Origin of the sequence: Azospirillum sp. INR13, assembly GCF_015390205.1 — a bacterium.
In the GTDB taxonomy this organism is placed as follows: Bacteria; Pseudomonadota; Alphaproteobacteria; order Azospirillales; family Azospirillaceae; genus Azospirillum.
In genome coordinates this window covers 1-18,364 of record NZ_VUOI01000024.1, presented here as the reverse complement: position 1 = coordinate 18,364, position 18,364 = coordinate 1, and the positions used below count along the sequence as shown (strand labels likewise).

The 18,364-nt window shown below is 68.1% G+C and carries 18 protein-coding genes; 3 read left to right on the top strand and 15 right to left on the bottom strand.

Translation table 11 applies throughout. From position 1 onward, the window contains the following. Positions 1-30: 30 nt before the first annotated feature. Positions 31-783: a DUF2279 domain-containing protein gene (locus F1643_RS16335; RefSeq protein ID WP_194914289.1), complete on the top strand. Its 753-nt coding sequence runs from the start codon at positions 31-33 to the stop codon at positions 781-783. Between the two features lie 28 nt (positions 784-811). Here the strand turns inward: F1643_RS16335 and F1643_RS16330 are convergent, their stop codons facing one another. From F1643_RS16330 to F1643_RS16285, 10 genes are read right to left on the bottom strand one after another with little or no spacing between them, the layout of a single operon-like run. Continuing rightward, complete coding sequence (locus tag F1643_RS16330) at positions 812-1,519, bottom strand: ABC transporter ATP-binding protein (RefSeq protein WP_194914288.1); 708 nt, start codon at positions 1,517-1,519, stop codon at positions 812-814. A gap of 5 nt (positions 1,520-1,524) precedes the next feature. Further along, complete coding sequence (locus tag F1643_RS16325) at positions 1,525-2,307, bottom strand: ABC transporter ATP-binding protein (protein ID WP_255542888.1); 783 nt, start codon at positions 2,305-2,307, stop codon at positions 1,525-1,527. 5 nt (positions 2,308-2,312) lie between these two features. Then, positions 2,313-3,347, bottom strand: coding sequence for a branched-chain amino acid ABC transporter permease (locus tag F1643_RS16320; protein WP_194914286.1), 1,035 nt, complete (start codon positions 3,345-3,347; stop codon positions 2,313-2,315). Further along, a complete protein-coding gene (locus F1643_RS16315; protein ID WP_194914284.1) occupies positions 3,340-4,233 on the bottom strand; it encodes a branched-chain amino acid ABC transporter permease in 894 nt (297 codons plus the stop codon). Before F1643_RS16315 ends, F1643_RS16320 begins: the two co-directional genes overlap by 8 nt. 27 nt (positions 4,234-4,260) lie before the next feature. Continuing rightward, a complete protein-coding gene (locus tag F1643_RS16310) occupies positions 4,261-5,445 on the bottom strand; it encodes an ABC transporter substrate-binding protein (protein WP_194914283.1) in 1,185 nt (394 codons plus the stop codon). A gap of 58 nt (positions 5,446-5,503) precedes the next feature. Continuing rightward, positions 5,504-6,313: an enoyl-CoA hydratase/isomerase family protein gene (locus tag F1643_RS16305; protein ID WP_370540645.1), complete on the bottom strand. Its 810-nt coding sequence runs from the start codon at positions 6,311-6,313 to the stop codon at positions 5,504-5,506. Further along, entirely contained in the window at positions 6,310-7,875 is a 1,566-nt protein-coding gene (locus F1643_RS16300) for an AMP-binding protein (RefSeq protein ID WP_194914281.1), read from the bottom strand. The genes F1643_RS16305 and F1643_RS16300 overlap by 4 nt, the downstream gene beginning before the upstream one ends. Next, positions 7,868-8,398 (bottom strand): (2Fe-2S)-binding protein, encoded by a 531-nt coding sequence (locus F1643_RS16295; protein ID WP_194914279.1) that lies wholly within the window; start codon positions 8,396-8,398, stop codon positions 7,868-7,870. Before F1643_RS16295 ends, F1643_RS16300 begins: the two co-directional genes overlap by 8 nt. Beyond that, complete coding sequence (locus F1643_RS16290; protein WP_194914278.1) at positions 8,386-9,222, bottom strand: xanthine dehydrogenase family protein subunit M; 837 nt, start codon at positions 9,220-9,222, stop codon at positions 8,386-8,388. The genes F1643_RS16295 and F1643_RS16290 overlap by 13 nt, the downstream gene beginning before the upstream one ends. Then, the gene (locus F1643_RS16285) at positions 9,219-12,083 is read right to left on the bottom strand and encodes a molybdopterin cofactor-binding domain-containing protein (RefSeq protein ID WP_370540644.1); all 2,865 of its coding nucleotides are present in this window, start codon (positions 12,081-12,083) and stop codon (positions 9,219-9,221) included. The genes F1643_RS16290 and F1643_RS16285 overlap by 4 nt, the downstream gene beginning before the upstream one ends. Positions 12,084-12,106: 23 nt before the next feature. Here F1643_RS16285 and F1643_RS16280 point away from each other — a divergent pair, with 23 nt between their 5' ends. Further along, positions 12,107-13,183, top strand: a complete 1,077-nt coding sequence (locus F1643_RS16280) for an IS5 family transposase (RefSeq protein ID WP_194913242.1) — start codon at positions 12,107-12,109, stop codon at positions 13,181-13,183. A gap of 95 nt (positions 13,184-13,278) precedes the next feature. On the opposite strand, the gene F1643_RS16275 is transcribed toward F1643_RS16280, so the two are convergent. From F1643_RS16275 to F1643_RS16260, 4 genes are all read right to left on the bottom strand, one after another. Continuing rightward, entirely contained in the window at positions 13,279-13,554 is a 276-nt protein-coding gene (locus F1643_RS16275) for a hypothetical protein (RefSeq protein ID WP_206692527.1), read from the bottom strand. A 118-nt stretch (positions 13,555-13,672) separates the two neighbouring features. Beyond that, a complete protein-coding gene (locus F1643_RS16270) occupies positions 13,673-14,548 on the bottom strand; it encodes an AraC family transcriptional regulator (protein ID WP_194914277.1) in 876 nt (291 codons plus the stop codon). A 353-nt stretch (positions 14,549-14,901) separates the two neighbouring features. Further along, positions 14,902-15,552: a DedA family protein gene (locus F1643_RS16265; RefSeq protein WP_194914276.1), complete on the bottom strand. Its 651-nt coding sequence runs from the start codon at positions 15,550-15,552 to the stop codon at positions 14,902-14,904. Beyond that, on the bottom strand, positions 15,546-15,809 hold the full coding sequence (locus F1643_RS16260) for a hypothetical protein (protein ID WP_194914275.1): 264 nt from the start codon (positions 15,807-15,809) through the stop codon (positions 15,546-15,548). Before F1643_RS16260 ends, F1643_RS16265 begins: the two co-directional genes overlap by 7 nt. Before the next feature lie 84 nt (positions 15,810-15,893). Between F1643_RS16260 and F1643_RS16255 the strand changes: the two genes are divergently transcribed. Further along, a complete protein-coding gene (locus tag F1643_RS16255; protein ID WP_194914274.1) occupies positions 15,894-16,907 on the top strand; it encodes a hypothetical protein in 1,014 nt (337 codons plus the stop codon). A gap of 120 nt (positions 16,908-17,027) precedes the next feature. Here F1643_RS16255 and F1643_RS16250 read toward each other — a convergent pair whose 3' ends face one another. After that, on the bottom strand, positions 17,028-18,263 hold the full coding sequence (locus F1643_RS16250; protein ID WP_194914273.1) for a hypothetical protein: 1,236 nt from the start codon (positions 18,261-18,263) through the stop codon (positions 17,028-17,030). Positions 18,264-18,364 lie beyond the last annotated feature (101 nt).

The window sequence follows — 18,364 nt, the reverse complement described above, 5'->3', positions numbered from 1 at the left end:
TGCCAATCCGGATGGGCTTCGTCTGCGGAAATGACCCGCGCGGACAAGGCTCTCTGGTTGAACCTGGGGGTCGGCGCGGTGGCATTGGGCTGGGGCACGTGGTCATGGGATTGGGGCTCGGGCGGCCCCAGATTTCAGGACGAGGGCTGGTTCGGCCGCACCACCGGCGAGGGCGGCGCCGACAAGCTGGGTCATGCCTGGTCGGGCTATGCGCTGAGCCACCTGTTCGCCCACAGCTACGAGCGGTTCGGCTATGGGCGGTCGGACGCGGCCCGCTACGGAGCTTTCTCGTCTCTCGGCGTCATGACGGCGATCGAGATCGGAGACGCTTTCAGCGACGATTACGGCTTCTCCTACCAGGACATGCTGTTCAACACCGCCGGGGCGGCGCTCGGCTATGCGTTGTGGGAGTATCCCGAGATCAAGCGGAAATTCGACTTCCGCGCAGAATACGATCCATTTCCCAGCGGCAAGCGACAGCTCGACGTCACCACCGACTACCAGCGCCTGAAGTACCTTATCGCCGTCAAGGCCGATGGGTTCGAAGCGGTCACCGACCCGGTGCTGCGCCATCTGGAGTTCCACGTCGGCTACTATGCCCGCAACTATGACAGCTATTCCGGCACGGAGGCCTCCGACCGGCGCGAACGGCACTTCTACATCGGTGTCGGGCTCAATCTGACCAAACTCCTGTCTCCCTATGTCGACACCGGTGGCATTTTGAACTACGTCCAGGCGCCATACAGCTATGTCGCCGTGGATCGCAACTTCGACCGCCGTTGATCGTGGCTGATGACCATCGGCGGCCGGATCATACGGCAACCATCTCCATCAGCCGGGCACGGTCGGCGGAAGAGGCCGCTTCGCCCCGAAGCGTGATGCGTCCCCGTTCCACCGCGTAGAACCGGTCGGCGACGTCCAGCGCACGGTGGATGTTCTGCTCCACCAGCAGGATGGTCAGCCCCGCCCGCTTCAGCTCGGTGATGATCGCGAAGATCTCGTCGACGATCATCGGCGCCAGCCCTTCCGTCGGCTCGTCGATCAGCAGCAGCTTTGCGGTCCCCACCATCACGCGGGCCATCGCCAGCATCTGCTGTTCGCCGCCGGACAGGGTGGTGCCGAGCTGCCGCCGCCGCTCGGCCAGCCGCGGAAAGCGGGCGAAGGCCTGTCCGATCGCCCGCTCGTTGTCCTGACGGACGCGGCCGGGACATTGGTGCAGCCCCAGCCGCAAATTCTCCTCGACGCTGAGACCGGGGAAGATGCGGCGATCCTCCGGCACCAGCCCGAGCCCAAGGCGGGCGATCGCGTCGGGCATCTGCCCGGCCAGATCGACGCCGCCGAACCGGATCGTCCCGGAACTGGCCGGCACCCAGCCGGCAATGGATTTCAGGATGGTGGTCTTGCCGACGCCGTTGCGGCCGAACAGCCCGACCACCTCGCCCGGACCGGCCTGCAGGGACACCCCCTGCAGGACGTGGCTGAGGCCGTAATGCGCGTGCAGGTTCTCGATGGATAGCATGGGTTTCATCCGTGTCCGAAATAGGCGGCCTGTACGGCGGGATCGGCGCGCACCGCGGCCGGCGGGCCCTCGGCGATCTTCCGCCCCTGGGCCATCACGACGACATGGTCCGACAGGCTCATCACCAGGCCGATGTCATGCTCGATCAGCAGCACGGTCAGATCGCCGGCCAGCGAGCGGATCAGCGCGCCGGTGTCGGCCGTGTCGCCGTGGCTCATGCCCTGGGTCGGCTCGTCCAGCAGCAGCACCCTCGGTTCGGCGGCCAGCGCCACCGCGATCTCCAGCCGCCGCTGCTCGCCATGCGACAGGTTGCCGGCAAGCTCCCCCGCCTTCGCCGACAGGCCGAACCGCTCCAGCAGCGCGTCGGCCTTGGCCAGCGCCCGGCGGCTGTGGCCGACCGGACGCAGCGCGTGCCAGGGCCTCTCCAGCACCTGCGCGGCGATCCGCAGGTTTTCCAGGACCGGCAGCTCGAAGAACAGGTTGGTGATCTGGAAGGACCGCGCCAGCCCGGCGGCGAGCAGCCGGTCGGGCGAGCGCCCGGTGACGTCGGCGCCGTCCAGCGTCACCCGGCCGCCGGTGGGGCGGATGGCGCCGCTGATCAGGTTGAACAGCGTGCTCTTGCCCGCCCCGTTGGGGCCGATGACCGAGGTGATCCGTCCGGCGGCGGCATCGAAGCCGACGCCCGCCACCGCCTGGAGCCCGCCGAAATTCACCGACAGGTCGCGCACGCCGAGCGCGCAGGCTCCGCCCGCACCGGCCGCCGCGGTCTTGAGGGAGGATGCCATCATGGCGTCTACCTCCCCTGCCCGTTGCGGCGGCTGAGGCGGGCCAGCAGGGCGCCGACCAGCCCCTTGCGCAGGAAGATGACGGACAGCATGAAGATGACCCCCACGACGATCAGGTGATGCTCGGTCCAGGAACCGACGACGGAGCGAAGGGCGGTCAGCAGCAGGCTGCCCACCACCGGCCCGACCAACGTGCCGACGCCGCCGACGATCACGGTGATGACGGCGTTGCCGGAGGTCTCGAAGAACATCAGTTCCGGCGAGACGAAGCCGCGCAGCATCGGGTAGAGCGCCCCCGCCAGCGCCGCGACGCAGGCGGCCAGCACATAGACCGCCAACTTGTAGCGCCAGGCGTTGAAACCCAGGAACGGCACGCGCCTCTCGTTGGCGCGGATGGCGGCCAGCGTCCGGCCGAAGGGCGCGTCCATCAGATAGGCCAGTCCGGCATAGGCCGCGACGGTGAGGGCCAGCACCAACAGGAAGAAGGACAGCGGGTCGGCGGTGTCGAGGCTGAACGGTCCGAAGCCGACCTGGATCTGCGGGATGCCGATCAGCCCGTCCGAGGCGCCCAGCGCACGGGTGTTGTAGACGGTCTTGGCCGCGACCTGGGCCAGCCCGAAGGTGATGAGGGCGAAATAGACGCCCTTCACCCGGTTGGCGATGACGCCGCCGATCAGGCCCGCCAGAATGCCCGACAGCAGGGCCGCCCCCATCGCCAGCCAGAAGCTGGGAGCGACGTCGCGCAGGACGAGTGCGGAGACATAGGCCCCCAGCCCGAAATACAGCGCCTGCCCCAGCGACAGCAGGCCGGTATAGCCCAACAACAGGTCGACGCTCATCGCCAGACCCGCGAAGATCAGCGCCTCGGTCGCCAGCCGCAGGTAGAAGCCGTTGCCGGTCGCCCAGGCGGCGGCGGCGAAACCCAGCGCCGCCGCCAGGAAGGCGAACGCCAGCCAATGGACGGGGGCCAAACGGGAAAGACGGGAAACCGGCCCGACGTGGCCGGGGTCGGACAGGGTGCGCAACGTGGTGGCCTCAGGCATGTCCCAGCCTCCCGAACAGGCCCTGCGGCCGGACCATCAGCACCAGCACCATGATTCCGAACACCAGCGGGTCCGACCAGACCGGCGAGATGTAGAGGCTGGACAGCGCCTGCACCTGGGTCAGCAGCAGGCCGGCGATCACCGCCCCCTGGATCGAGCCCATGCCGCCGACGATCACCACGGTGAAGGCCATCAGGATGAAGTCGCGCCCCATGGTCGGGAACACGGAGTAGATCGGCGCCAGCAGCACGCCGGACAGAGCGGCCAGGGCCACGCCGAAGGCGAAGGTGCCGGCATAGACCCGGCGCACCGGCACGCCCAGCGACGAGGCCATGTCCTTGTCGAAGGCGGCCGCCCGCACCATGGCGCCCAGCCCGGTGCGGAAGACCACCAGCCAGACCGCGGCGATCAGCGCGAGGCCGAAGCCGATCAGGAACAGCCGGTAGTTCGGCAGGAACATGCCGAGGATCTCGGTGCCGCCCTCGATCGGGTTCTCCGGCCGCAGGGTGTTGGGGCCGTAGACCAGCTTCAGCAGGTCCTCCAGGATCATCCCCAGCCCGAAGGTCAGCAGCAGGGTCAGGATGTGGCGGTCGCGGCTGTGGAAGACCCGCGCGATCAGCCAGCGCTCGGCCAGCCAGCCGATGGGCAGCATCAGCAGCGGCACCAGCACCAGCAGCGCCCAGAACCCGACCCCCAGCCCGGCCAGGGTCAGCGCCAGGAAGGCGCCCATGGCATAGAACTCGCCATGGGCCATGTTGATGACGTCCAGCAGCCCGAAGATGATGGTCAGGCCCAGCGCCATCAGGACGACGGCGACTCCGAGCGACAGGCCGTTCAGCGCCTGCGGCGCCAGCACGAATTGCAGATAGTCGATGAGTTCGGCCATGGCCGTCGGCTCCCTGGAAGCGGTTCCTCAGAAGCGGGTGCACTGGTCCGGCCCGATGGCCGCGTCGCCCGGAACGGTGCCGACCACGTCGAAGCGGGTGCTGCCGCCGTCCGCCGCGATGCGCACGGCATACATGTCCTGGACCGCCTGATGGTCGCCGGCCCGCATGGTCTTGGTGCCCTGCGGCGTGCTCCAGCTCAGGCCCTCCATAGCCTTGCGCAGCGGCTCGGTATCGGTGCCGCCGGCCTTCTCGACCGCGGCCTTGAAGAAGCCGATCAGGCCGTAGCTGTCGGCGCCGTAGAGGTCGGGTGCGGTGTCGTAGGCCTTGCGGAAGGCGGCGACGAAGGCCTTGTTCTCGGGCGTGTCGAGTTCCGCAGAATAGCCGACGCCGGTGACGAAGCCGTCGGCCGCCTTGCCGATGGCGCCGATGTTCTGGGCGGTCACGGTGCCCGACGCGCCGACGATGGTCAGGTTGCGCAGCAGCCCGTATTCGCTCATCTGCGTCAGCAGGCGCACGGTGTCGTTGCCGGCGGTGGAGGTGTAGAGCACGCTGGGCCGCGCGGCGCGGAGCTGGCCGAAATACTGGGAGTAATCCTTGCTGCCGAGCGGCGCGAAGACCTCGCCGGTCGATTGCGCGCCGGTCTTCTCCGCCGCCGCCTTGAAGGCCGCGACTGTGGACCGCCCCATCTCGTAGTCGGGGCCGAGATAATAGACCTTGGCCTTCGGCTTGTCCTTGGCCAGCCATTCCGCCAGCGCCGCCGACTGCTGCCCCGCCCGCGCGTTCACCCGGAAGACGTTGGGCGAGCATTTGTCGGTGGTGATGGCGTCGGAGAAGGAGACGGTGGTGGCGATCAGCCTGCCGTTGCGCTCCGCCAGCTGCCCGACCGCCAGGGTGGAGCCGGAATTGACCGTGCCGGTCAGGAAATCGACCTTGTTGACCTGGAACAGCTTCTCCGCCTTCTGGGTGGCGACGGCGGGATTGGCCTCCTCGTCCTCGAACAGCAGCTCGATCTGACGCCCCATGATGCCGCCGGCGGCGTTGACCTCCTTCGTCGCCAGTTCCAGCCCCCAACGGACCTGCTGGCCGATCGGCGCGTAGGTGCCCGACAGCGGGGTCACCACCCCGATGCGGATCGGATCGGCGGCGGACGCGCCGCCGGCCAGACCGAGCAGGACGACCGCGGCGGTGCCGAGAAGCGTGGTCTTGGTCATGATTTTTGGTTCCTCCCTATGGTGTCCGTGCTTTGTTGCCCGTGCTTGGAAGCGTCGGTCAGATCCCCTTGAAGACGGGCTTGCGCTTCTCGTGGAAGGAGGCAACGCCCTCCTTGAAATCCTCCGAACCGCGCAGGCGGCCGTAGGCCTGCCCCTCGATCTCGATGGCGCCGTCGACCGACACGTTGTTGCCGCTGTTCAGCACGCCCTTGATGGTGCGCTGGGCCAGCGGCGAGAAGCCGCGCAGCTCGTCCACCAGGGCGCCGACCATCGCTTCCAGTTCCGCGTCGGCGACGCAGTCGGTGACGAATCCCCAGTCGGCGGCCTGCCGGCCGGAGATGCGTCTGGCCCGCATCACCATGTCCTTGGTGCGGCAGATGCCGATCATGTGCAGCAGGCGGGCCGACCCGCCGGAGCCGGGGATCATGCCGATGCGCATCTCCGGCAGGGCGAACTGCGCGGTTTCCGATGCGATGCGGAAATCGCAGGCCAGCGACAGCTCGAAGCCGACGCCGAAGCAATAGCCGCGGACCTGGGCGATCACCGGCTTGCGGCAGCGTTCCGGGGCGGCGATGTTGACGGCCAGCTCCGACACATGCTCCGCCGGCATCTCCATGAATCCGGCGATGTTGCCGCCGGACGAGAAGTTCTCGCCCTCGGCGCGCAGGACGATCACCCGCACCCTGTGATCGCGGTCGAGCGCCGCGAACGCGGCGGCGAACTGGTCGCGCTGGAGCATGCTGACGATGTTGAAGGGCGGGCGGTGCAGCACGATGTCGGCGCGCTCCTTGGTCTCGTCGATCTCCACGCGGAAGCCATCGAGGTTGGCGAGCAGGCGGTCGGTGCTGTCGAAACGGTAGGGGGTCACGGTCGGAAACTCCATGGCTGAAGGCTTTGTTCGGTTGGGCTTTGTTCGAGCGCGAATTCGCCGGCCTGGAGCTTGCGGCGCAGGATCTTGCCGACCGGCGATTTCGGGATTTCGTCGAGGAAGACGTACTCGCGCGGGCGCTTGAAGTTGGCGAGGCCGGAGGTGCGGCAATGGTCGTCGAGATCCGCCGCCTCGACACCGCGGGCGCGCCTGACGAAGGCGACGACCCGCTGGCCCCAGCGCTCGTCGGGCAGGCCGGCGACCGCGACCTCCAGCACGCCGTCATGCAGCGACAGCACGCTTTCGATCTCGACCGGCGAGACGTTCTCGCCGCCGGTGATGATCATGTCGTCGACCCGACCGGTGACGAAGAGGTCGCCGTCGCCGTCGAAGAAGCCGATGTCGCCGGTGAAGTACCAGCCGGCATGCAGCGCCTTGGCGTCGGCGTCCGGTCGCTTCCAATAGCCCTCGAAGGACTCGTCGCCCGACAGGTCGGCGACGATCTGCCCCTCCTCCCCGGCGGCGGTCCGCTCGTCGGGATCGAAGCTGCCGAGGCGGACGATGCGGATGCGCTGGTTCAGCGCCGCCTTGCCGGCAGACCCCGGCTTGGCAGGCGCGTTCTGGTCGATGGTGAAGGTGTAGATCTCGGACGAGCCGTAATGGTTGACGAACAGCTCGGGCCGGAAGGCGGCGTCGAGCCGCTTCAACAGGCCATCGGTCATCGACGCCCCGGCGAAGCCCAGCTTGCGCACCGAGGACACGTCGGCTTGCGCGAATTTCGGGGCGGCCAGCAGGTCGTGGTAGAGCGTCGGCACGAGATAGAGGCAGGTCAGGCGTTCCGCCGCGATCAGTTCCAGCGCGCGGGCCGTATCGAAGCGCGGCAGGCAGACGAAGCAGCCGTCGATCAGCGCCATCGCCAGAAGGGAGCGCACCCCCATCGTGTGGTAGAGCGGCATCACCCCCAGCGTGCGCTCGCCCCGGCGGTAGCAGTTCTGCGCGACATGGGCGACGGCGGCGGCCCGCTCCGTCCGGTGGCGGCGCGGCACGCCCTTGGGCTTGCCGGTGGTGCCGGAGGTGTAGAGAAACAGCGAGACATCCTCCGCCGTGGCGCGGGGGTGCGCTTGAGCCGGCTCGCTTTCCAGCAGGTCGGCAAAGCGGCGGTCGGTGTCGTCGCCACCTCCAACAGCGATGCGGGGCAAAGCCCGGGCCGCGGCGGAGTCCCGGACGGCGTCGGCCGACACCTCCTGATAGAACAGGGCGCGCACGTCGGCGTTGGGCAGGCAATAGTCCAGCTCGTCGGCCTTCACCCGCCAGTTCAGCGGCACGACCGCGATGCCGGCCAGCTGGCAGGCCCAATGGAGGGTCGCCATCTCCCAGCTGTTCTGCAACGCGGTGGCGATGCGGTCGCCGGGACGCAGGCCAAGCCGGTCGAAGGCGCCGACCAGCCGACGAATGCGCTCCAGCCATTGCGCGTAGGTCAGCCGCAGGTCGCCGTCGACGATGGCGACCGCGCCGGGGCTGCGCTCCGCGCTGGCCAGGATGCTGCGGCCGAGATCAAACATGGGCGGCCTCCGTCCTCGTCCGACCGGTGACGTCCATCACGGCCCGGACGATGCCGGCATAGCCGGTGCAGCGGCAAAGATGGCCGCTCAGCATGTCGCGTAGCTCCTCTTCGGTCGGCTTGGGGTTGCGGCCCAGGTAGTCGGTCAGCGACATCAGGATGCCGGCCGTGCAGAAGCCGCATTGCAGGGCGTGATGGCGGCGGAACGCCTCCTGGAGCGCAGTCATGCATCCCCCGTTGGCCCGTGTCAGTCCCTCGATGGTGTCGATGCGGCGGCCCTCGGCCTGGACCGCCAGCGTCAGGCAGGCGCGGGCGGCCACACCGTCGATGCGGACGGTGCAGGCGCCGCAGACGCCATGCTCGCAGCCGACGCGGGTGCCGTGGGCGCCCAGCTCATGGCGCAGGAAATCGCTCAGCAGCAGGCGCGGGTGTGCGTGGCCGGTGCGCGGTGCGCCGTTCAGGACGATGGAGACGGCGTGTCGCGTCTCCGCCGTCAGCGGCGATGTGGAGGTCAGCGGCGGCATGACAGGGCTTCCTCAAGGACGGTGCGGCCGATCCGGCGGACCAGGTCGCGGCGGTAGCGGGCGGTGGCGTGCTGGTCGTCGTCACCGCCGAAATCCCAGGCGAAAGCGTTCAGCGCCTCGTCGAGATCCGGCGGCAGCCCGCCGGCAACGAGCGGCCAGGACCGCAGCGTCGGCCGGTCCGCAACCCCGCCGACGGCGAGGCTGGCGGAGTGGTCGTCCACGGTGGCGGCGCAGGCGGCGATGGCGAAATCGCCGCGCCGCATCGACTGCTCGCGGAAGGCATGGCCGCTGCCCCGCCGGGCGAGCGGGAAGCGGACGCATTCGACGATCTCGTCTGCCGCCTTCGCCGTGGTCAGCGGCCCCAGGAAGAAATCGGCGGCGGCGACGGTCCGGCGGCGGCGCAGGTTGCGCAGCACCACCTCGCCACCGGTGGCGACCAGACAGAGCGGCGTCTCGGCGCTGGGGTCGGCATGGGCGACGGAGCCGCAGAGCGTGCCGCGGTTGCGGGTCTGGAAATGGCCGACCCACGGCAGGGCGGCGGCGAGCAGCGGCACCTCCTGCGCCAGGGTCGGGCGGGCCAGCACCTCGGCCTGGGTGACGGCGGCGCCGACGCTCAGCCAGCCGTCCTCGGCCCGCAGCATGCGCAGTTCCTCCAGCCGGCCGAGGTCGATCAGCAGGCGCGGCTGGACCAGCCGCATGTTCAGCATCGGCATCAGCGACTGGCCGCCGGCGATCACGCGGGCGTCCTCGCCCCCGGACGCCAGCGCCGCCAGCGCGTCGGCGACGGTCGCCGGCCGCAGATAGTCGAAGGACGCGGGTTTCATCGGGCGATCCCCAGAAGACGCAGCAGGCGCGCCACAAGTGACGGGCGTTCGGCGGGGGCCTCGGCCCCACCGGCCCGGGCGACCAGCTTTTCGAAAAACTGGCCGATCAGCAGGCGCGACGCGCTGTCGAGCATCCGGCCGCCGACCGCGGCGACCTTGCCGCCGACCGACGCGCCGTAGCGGTAGGTGACGCGCGTGCCGGTGGCCGTGCGCTCCAGCGTGAGATGTCCCGTGCCGCTGCCCGACCCCAGCGCGCTGGTGCCGCTGCCGGTCAAGGTCAGCGCGTTGGGCGGGTCGAGGTCGGACAAGGCAACCTCCGCGGTGTAACGGCCGCGCACCGGGCCGATGCCGACCACCACCTCCGCCCGGTAGGCATTGGGACCGACAAGGTTCAGCGCCTCGCAGCCGGGCAGCAGCGCCGCCAACTCCTTCGGATCGAACAAGATGGCCCAGACCTGTTCCGGCGTCGCCGGCACTTCACGGCTGCCTTCACCGGTCAGGCCGCGCCCGGCCGGAGTGGTGATCGGCGGCGGATTTTCTCCGGAACCGGCGGTAGAAGCCGGACGCGGCGGCTCCGGCGGATGGATCAGCGCCGCCAGCTTGGATGGGGTGATGGGCAGGGACGGCACCTCATCAACAGCTATGCCGGACAGGGCGTCCGCCACCGCGTTGGCGAGGCAGACCGGCGTGCTCATGCAATTCCCCTCCCCCACCCCCTTGGCGCCGAGCGGTGTCACCGGCGACGGACTTTCGCGGTGGAGGATGACGGGAAGCGGCACCTCGCAGGCGGTCGGCACCAGATAGTCGGCGAAGGTGCCGGACAGGAACCGGCCGTCCTCGCCATAGGCGTATTCCTCGTACAGCGCGGTGCCAACGGCATGGGCGAAGCCGCCCAGGATCTGCCCCTCGACCAGCAGCGGGTTCAGCAGCCGGCCGGCGTCGTGCATGGTGACGTAGCGGTCGATCCGCAGCGCCCCCGTCGTCCGGTCGATCTCGACCCCGCAGAAATCGAAGATGAAGCCGTAGCAGGCGGAGCTATTGATGTGGTCGGCGTCGGTCGGCGCCTTCAGCGGATCCGGCGTCCAGAAGGCGGTCTCGCGCAGAGCCGCCTCCTGCCCGTCCGGCAGCATGCCGGGCGCCCAATGGCCGGCGGCGGCGACGCGGGAGAAGGACAGGCCGTTGTCCAGGTTGGCGTCGGAGTAGACCCGGCCACCGGCAAACCGCACATCGTCGGCCCGGCAATTCAGCTGCCCGGCGACCAGCGCCGCCATGCGGCCACGCAGACGGGTCGCCGCCACCTGGGCCGCTCCCGCCACCGCCCCGGCGAAGCGGCTGGAATAGTTGCCTGACGCGATCGACCAGGCATCCTTGCCGGTGTCGAGGTCGGTGTTGACCCGGATGTCCTCGAAGCGCAGGCCGAAGACGTCGGCCACCACCTGGGCCAGCACGGTGCGGTGCCCCTGCCCCTGGGGGGCGGAGGCCACCGTCACCGACACGCCGCCGGTGGGATCGACGGCGACGCTGGCTGTCGCCTGCGCGCCGTTCTTCGGTCCGGCCTTGCGCCGCTCCTCGGCGGTCAGGACGGTGGTGATGTAACCCATGTTGGAGATCGACGGCTCGACCACCGCGGCGTAGCCAATGCCGTAGAGCCGCCCCTCCGCCCGCAGCGCATCGCGCCGGGCCTTCAGCGCGTCGAGCGCCCCTTCGCGCACCGCCTGCTCCAGCGTCGCGCGGTAATCGCCGCTGTCGAGCGTCCCGCCCGACGCGGTGCTGTAGGGCATCGCTTCGGCCGCCACGAGGTTGCGGCGGATGACGTCAAGCGGGTCCAGCCCCAGCTCCGCCGCCACCAGGTTCATCAGCCGCTCCAACCCGTAATAGAGCTGTCCGCCGCCGAAGCCGCGGTTGAGGCCGGTCGGCGTCTTGTTGGTGACGACGATGCGGTTGGTCACCGTCAGGTTCGGGATGTCGTAGGCGCCTGTCAGGTTGCCTTGGTTGCGGTAGAGCGATGCCGGTTCCGGCGCCCGCAGATAGGCGCCGCAATCCTCGGTCTGCTCCATCCGCAGCGCCAGCACCCGGCCGTCCGGCTCCACCGCCGCCTCGATCCGCATGCAGCGCGCGGTGGCGGAGGTGGCGGCCATCAGATGCTCCAGCCGGTCCTCCACCCACTTCACCGGCCGCCCGGCGACGCGGGCGCACAGCCCCATCAGCACGACATAGGGGAACACCGCCTGCTTGTTGCCGAAGCTGCCGCCGGAATGGGGTGGCGTCTTCAGCCGCAACCGCGATCCCGGCACGTTCAGCGCGCGCGCCATCACCGGATGGACGGCGAAGGGGCCGGAGAAGTTCGACAGCACCTCGTAGGAATCCTCGGCGGCGTCGTAATCGGCCAGGACGACGAAGCACTCCATCGGGGTGCAGGAGTTGCGGGGATACTCGACCTCGACCGACACGGTGCGGGCGGCGCGGGCGAAGGCGGCGTCAGGGTCGCCATAGCGGAAGCCGCGGCTGTTGACGAGGTTGGACCCCACCGCCGGATGCAGCGGCTCCGATTCCTCGTCCAAAGCCTGAACGATCGAGGTCACCGGCGGCAGCAGGCGATAGCTCACCTCGATGCGGTCGAGCGCGTCCTCCGCAACATAGCGGCTGTCGGCCAGCACCACCGCCACCGGTTCGCCGACATGGCGCACGCGGTCGATGGCGAGGCACCAATGCTCCATCGGCGCGCGGATGCCGACCAGGAAGGCGCTGGCATGTCGCTTGGCGTCCGCCCCGGTCACCACTGCGGCGACGCCGGGAACCGTTAGCAGGATGCGGAAAAAGGCTGTGCTGCGGCGGGCTCTCGTGATTCTCTCTGCTGGCACAGGGTGCGGTCGGAGAGGGGATGATGCGCGGATCGGACGAACGCAGCGAGGGTCTTTTCAGCTACGTGAGCTGTGAGGCGCGGGTTCCGGCCAATCACCCGCTGCGGCCGATCCGGGCCATCGTGGATGAAGCGCTGGAGGTGATGTCGCCCGCCTTCGAAGGCCTGTACTCGAAGATCGGGCGGCCGTCGATCCCGCCGGAGAAGCTGCTGCGGGCTCTGCTGCTCCAGGCCTTCTACTCGGTGCGCTCGGAACGCCAGCTGATGGAACAGCTCGATTACAACCTGCTGTTCCGCTGGTTCGTCGGCCTGTCGATGGACGCCCCGGTATGGGACGTTACGGTGTTCACCAAGAACCGTGAGCGTCTGCTGGCCGGGGATGTGGCGGCCACGTTCCTGGCCACCGTGCTGGGTCAGCCGAAGGTCAAGGCGCTGCTGTCGGACGAGCACTTCTCGGTGGACGGCACGCTGATCGAAGCCTGGGCCAGCGTGAAGAGCTTTCGGCCCAAGGACGGCAGCGGCGAGCCGCCGGGGCCGGGGCGCAACGGCGACCGCGACTTTCATGGCGAGAAGCGGTCCAACGAGACCCATGCCTCGACCAGCGATCCCGAGGCGCGGTTGTACCGCAAGGGCAACGGGCAGCCGGCGAAGCTGGCCTTCATGGGCCATGCGTTGATGGAGAACCGTCACGCCCTGGTGGTGAATGTCCGGCTCACCGCGGCCACCGGTCTGGCTGAACGCGAAGCGGCGGTGTCCATGATTGAGGCCATCCCCGGCCGCCACCGCATCACAGTCGGCGCCGACAAGGCTTACGACACCAAGGATTTCGTGGCGAACATGCGCAGCTTGGGCGCCGCTGCGCATGTTGCGCAGAACACGAGCAACCGCCGCTCGGCGATCGACGGCCGGACCACCCGCCACCCCGGCTACGCCGTCAGCCTGAGAGTCCGCAAACGGATCGAGGAGGTGTTCGGCTGGATCAAGGGAGCCGGCTTGCGCAAGACGCGTCATCGCGGCACGGCCCGCGTCGGTTGGATGTTCACCCTGACCGCTACCGCCTACAACCTGATCCGATTGCCCAAGCTGCTGGCGGCGGCATAATCACGCCCGGAATCCGCCTGAATGGCGGTTCCGGGAGCCGCAGAGCGCGAAAAGGCGCTCTATTCTGATGAAAACGGGCGTCAGAACTCCCATTCTCAAGCCGCAGCGGGGGAAAAAGGCCCGAATATGTTCGTTTTTCCGCGCCCTGTTAGGGCGGCGGCTGTGTCGATGCCCAGCAGATCGGCATGGGCGTGCGGCGAACGCAGGATCGCCGCGTGCAGGGTGCCGGGCTTCACCGGCAGATCGTCGGCATAGCGGGCGACGCCGGTCAGCAGCGCCGCATCCTCCACCCGCGGCATCGCGCGGCCGACGAATGGCGCCGGACTCTCTTTTATTTCAATGGTCTGCGTGGCGGTCTGCGTGGCCGTCATCGTCATCCTCCCGTTACCGGAGGAGACTAGACCGTTCGCCGAGCAAAGCTTTTACCGTGGAGTGTCGCTATTTACCCTAGCGTCTCATTTTTGGGTGTCATTTTTGAGCGTCTCGTTTTCACGCATGCCCGGCCTCGGGCGGCCTCCCCGCGGGCTGGTCCACCAGATTGACGACGCGCCGGTATTCGGTGGGCGTCACGCCCTGGTGGTTGCGGAAGAAGCGGCTGAAATGACTGGGCGCCGAAAAGCCGAGCCGGCCGGACACCTCGGTCGCGCTTTCCAGCCCGGCGGCCATGGCGTCGATCGCCGCCTCCATCCGCAGCACGTTGAAATAGAGCGCCGGGGTGATCGCCATCGTCTGCTGGAACAGCCGGAACATGTGGGCGCGCGACAGGCCGGCGGCGGCGGCGACGCGGCCGGCGTCGAACTCCTCCCCCAAGGTCCCCCGCATGAAGCGGATGGCCTGACGGATACGGAAGTCGCCGGCCGCCGGGACGGCACAGCGGGCGCCGCCCAGCCTCCGCCATTCGGAAAAGCGGTCGATGATGGCGATCATCAGGTCGAACAGCGCCTCCTCCATCCGTTCGCCCGACGGGTCGTCATACAGCAGTTCCGCCGCCATGCGGTCGGCCAGCCGGCGGATGTACGGCGTCAGCTCGCCACAGGACTGCGCGAAGAAGCCGGGATTGCCGCTGGCGTTGAGTTCCCGCTGCATGGCGCCGAGCCAACGCGGCTCGATGTACAGCGCCAGGATCACGGTGCGCGGGGCGCCCGGCTGATGGGCGTAGGAATGGGCCTCCCAGCTGTTGACCAGCACCGCGGTGTCGTCGCGAAGCGGGTAGAGCCGGTCCCCCACCGCAAAGCGCGTGTCGGCGCCGGACGCCTTGATCAGCACATGGCAATGGGGATGCGCGTGATGGATCAGCGCATTGTCCATGTCCAGCAGGGCGACGCGGCCGAAGCTTCCCTGATGGATGCGCATCGCTTTCGACATGGCCGCCCGTCCCTTTCCACTCGCCCGCAGCCACCGGCTATCGGGACGCTCTATGACCATTTGTTTGACAAGCTAATCGTCAATGCGCGCCTTTACCAGATCCATCGGACAGGAACCGTTGGACTTGCGGCTGTCGGCAGCGCCACAAAGGGCAGCATCATATCATCACGAGGGCGCCCCGCCGTATGAGGGACCTTCAACAAGCTACGGACACGCTTGCCGAACATCACCAGGAACGGCGGGACACGCCAAAGTAGCCCACGCCCCCGGACTGCGCGATTAGGGGTTACCCTGCGTCAGAATGCCCGGCGGAGTGAACCGGACGGACGTCGTCGTGAGGCTGGGGACTGGGGTCAACAACCCGTTCTTTCCGGCAGCCCGGCGACGGGTGGAGCGGGCGCACAGGATTTTGCCGCGCCTTGTCCCGCAGCGCCGTTGGCGGGCGGTGCGGTGCGGATGCCCATTCCGCTCAAGTCGTAACCGGTCCAGGCAAGATGGCCCGGCGACATCAGCAGCGGCGCCCAGATCACCGCCGACAGGACATTGAACGTCTGAAATTTCCGATGGGGCATGGCCATCATGCCGGCCGTCGTCGGCACCACCGCGCGCAACGGGCCGATGAAGCGCGCCAGGAACACGCTCTTGCTTCCATGACGCTGGAAGAAGGCCTCGCCACGGCGGCGCAGTTCGGGCTGCCTGCTCAACGGCCACTTCCGGAACATGCGCTCGCCATAGCGGCGGCCCAGCCAGTAGGAGGTGGCGTCCCCCAGGATGGCGCCGCCCGCGATCGCCAGATAGACCGACCAGAAATCGAGAACGCCCGCTCCCACGAGTGCGCCGACCGCGGTCAGCATGATGACGCCGGGAATGAGGAGCCCGACGAGTGTCAGCCCCTCCGCAAACGCCATCAGGAAGATGATCGCTTCCGCCCAGTCCGCATGCGCTTCGATGAAGGCGGCGAGAGCGGTTCCCTGGGCTGCGAAATCCGGCAGTCCCGTCAGCAAGGCGTTTGCGCCCGCGTCGTCTCGATCCTCGCAGAACGCTGGCTGACGACGAGCCGTCGATGCAGGTCGGTCATGAAAAGCGCCAAGTCCTTTTCCAAGTCGGTGAAGCCGCCGAAATCCCGAAACACGATCATGCCCTTCGGCGAAGCCCGCCGCGCCCGGTTTATCGCATGCGGGGCAATCGAAGCAAGCGGCGCCCGCGCATCGCCCTCAATCCGGCGGGTCCAGCCGTCGTAGCGCAGGGTCTCACCCGGCAATATTCCTCATTTTACCGTCCAAGCCGGCGGATTGCCGGATACCGCCCGTCGCACGGCCGGTACAGGCTGATGGACGGACTGTAGGTGAAACGCACGGAAGGGAAAGACGCAGGCATGTACCATGACCATGTGCGCCGGGACAGATTGACGAACAAGGCGTGGTTCCTGGGCGTGCTGGCGCTCGCCATCACGGCGGCCGGCATCGTCGGCGGCATCGGGCACACCGGCCTCGCCGCCGCCGTCGCGCCGGTCACTGCGGCCCTGCCGGGCGGCGAGTCGCTGGTGACCGTCTGGGCCGCTCTCGGCCTAACGCTGATCCTCACGCTGAACGTCCATCTTCTCGGCCGGCTCAGCCTTCGGCTGCAGGTCGCCGCCGTCTGGCTGGAAGTGCTCAGCCTGTTCCTGGCCTTCTTCTACAGTTTCGACCTGTCCTACAGCTTCATCCCGGGCAAGCTGTCGTTCCTGATCACCCAGGGCGTCGCCACGACGCTGTATATCTCGGCGATTTCCATCGGTCAGGTTCTGCCAACCGAAGTTGAAGCCGAAGGAAGCGCCGAGCTGGTACTGGCTGGGGTTGAGCAGGAAGGTGATGCTGTCCCCGCTCCAGGTGCCGCAGCCACCGGCGGGATTGCCCTCCTGCACCGCGTAGTCCAGCTGGAACTGGTTGTCGGTGGTGGCAAGGGCGTAGAGGTGGTCCTCCACCACGTCCAGGAACTTCAGGTACACGGACGAGTAGAAGCGGACGGGCTGACCGTTGTTGACGCCCGGCAACACGGTTGGCCGTTCGCAAGGGCCGCCCGGTTCGCCGGCGTCCAGTCCAGAAGCTGCGGCCATGCCGCCTGCAATGGCCATTGCAGGCTGTTCCCCATTGTGGTGTCGAGGGTCAGCGCCATGCCCCCGTCAACGTCGCTGAAGGTCAGCACCACCTGGGCGCCGCTGCACTTCATGCTGACCAGCGTCAGGGTGGCTCCGCTGGCCGTGGCCTGCAGGTCGATGCTGGCGGTTCCAACCAGGGCTTGCAGTTCGAGCTGCCGGGTGGACGGGTCTACCTTCAGGGTCGCCTCGCTGCCCAGTTGCAGCGTGATGCCGTTCAGGTAGTCGCCGATCGCGGTCTGGACCGGGCCGGGGAATTGGTCATAGGCAAGTTGGAGGGCCTGGGTGCCGGCGCTGGTGTGAAGCAGGCATTGGAGGGTCGCGTAGATGTTCGAGGCCATGGTCTCACTTCCCCAGATTGTTCAGCGCGTTCTGCGCGAACTGCGTCGCAGCCTGCCTGATCTGGCCCAGGTTCTGGCCGATGTAGTCGTTGATGGCGCCGATGATGGCCTGGATCAGCGCGTCCTGCCCCAGGAAGGCGTTGATGAAGATTTGGTACTGCCGGTCTTCCGAAGGCAGCGTTATGGTCAGGGTCACGTCGCCGGAGCCGGCCACCAGGGTGACCTGCGTGTAGGTCAGCGACAGTTGCTGGGGGTTGTCGCCGTCGGAGTAGAGCGTGGTCGTCACACCGAGGGTACCGCTGGTGTTTACCAGACTGAGGTTCAGCGTGCCTCTGATCGGGATCGGCTGGTTCTGGTTCACCTGGATGTCGAGGCTGAACGGCGTCGTGGCCGTGACCGGCGGCGACGGCACGGCAACCTGCTGGCCGTTCACGTTCACCTTGGTCGCCGCCGGGACCTCGCCCAGCAGCAGGGTCGCGGTGGCCTGCTGGTTGGCGCCGAAGATGGTGCTGTTCGGCGGGGCGATCACGTTGGACAGGCCGTCGATCACCAGATTGGCCAAGGAGATGTTGCTCAGTTGGACCGACTGGCCCAGGACGGACGTGCTGAACGGGCCGTCGATGGATAGATTAGTCGCCGTGAGGGGGGCCAGCTGCGGCGACCTGGAGCCCAGGATCACGGTGGGGACATAGACATAGCCGCTGGGGTCGTTCAGCGCGCCCCGCGCCCGGTTGAAGATGTACTTGTCGACGTCGTTGGCGTCCGTGTCCACCGTGCTGTCGGCGACCTGCGTACTGCCGAAAACGGTGTCGAGGGCGCTGGTGATTTGGCTGGTGAGCAGGTTCGCGACCTGCGCCATGTTGCCCGGGGACATCAGCGCGCCGTTGATCTGGCTCGTCAGCATCTGCGCCGCGTCGTTCGTGGCGATGAGTTGCTGGAAGAACGCGGTCCAGGACGGATAGAAGGCCTTTGCGGAGATCGCCTGCGGGAAGGGGACGGGCGACAGGCTCTGGTAGTCCAGATTCTGCAGGGAGAAGGTCGGGACCGACCCCTGCACCGCCGCCAGGTTGAGGGAGTTGAGCGCGAATTGCAGTGCCGGCGGGGAAGCGACGGTGACCGTGCCGTTGGCCACCGCCTGGGCGTTCGTCAGCGTCAGCAGCGCGATGCCGGAGGCGCTGCAATCGAAGCCGTTCGGGTTCGCCGCGGACGGGGTCAGCCCCAGGCTTGGCGGGAGCGTCACCAAGTTGCCGGACTTGTCCGGTATTCGGTAGCAAACACACCCACGGCTGAACGCACGTACACATACAAATAATCGCTCGTATTCAAACGGAACACTAAGGT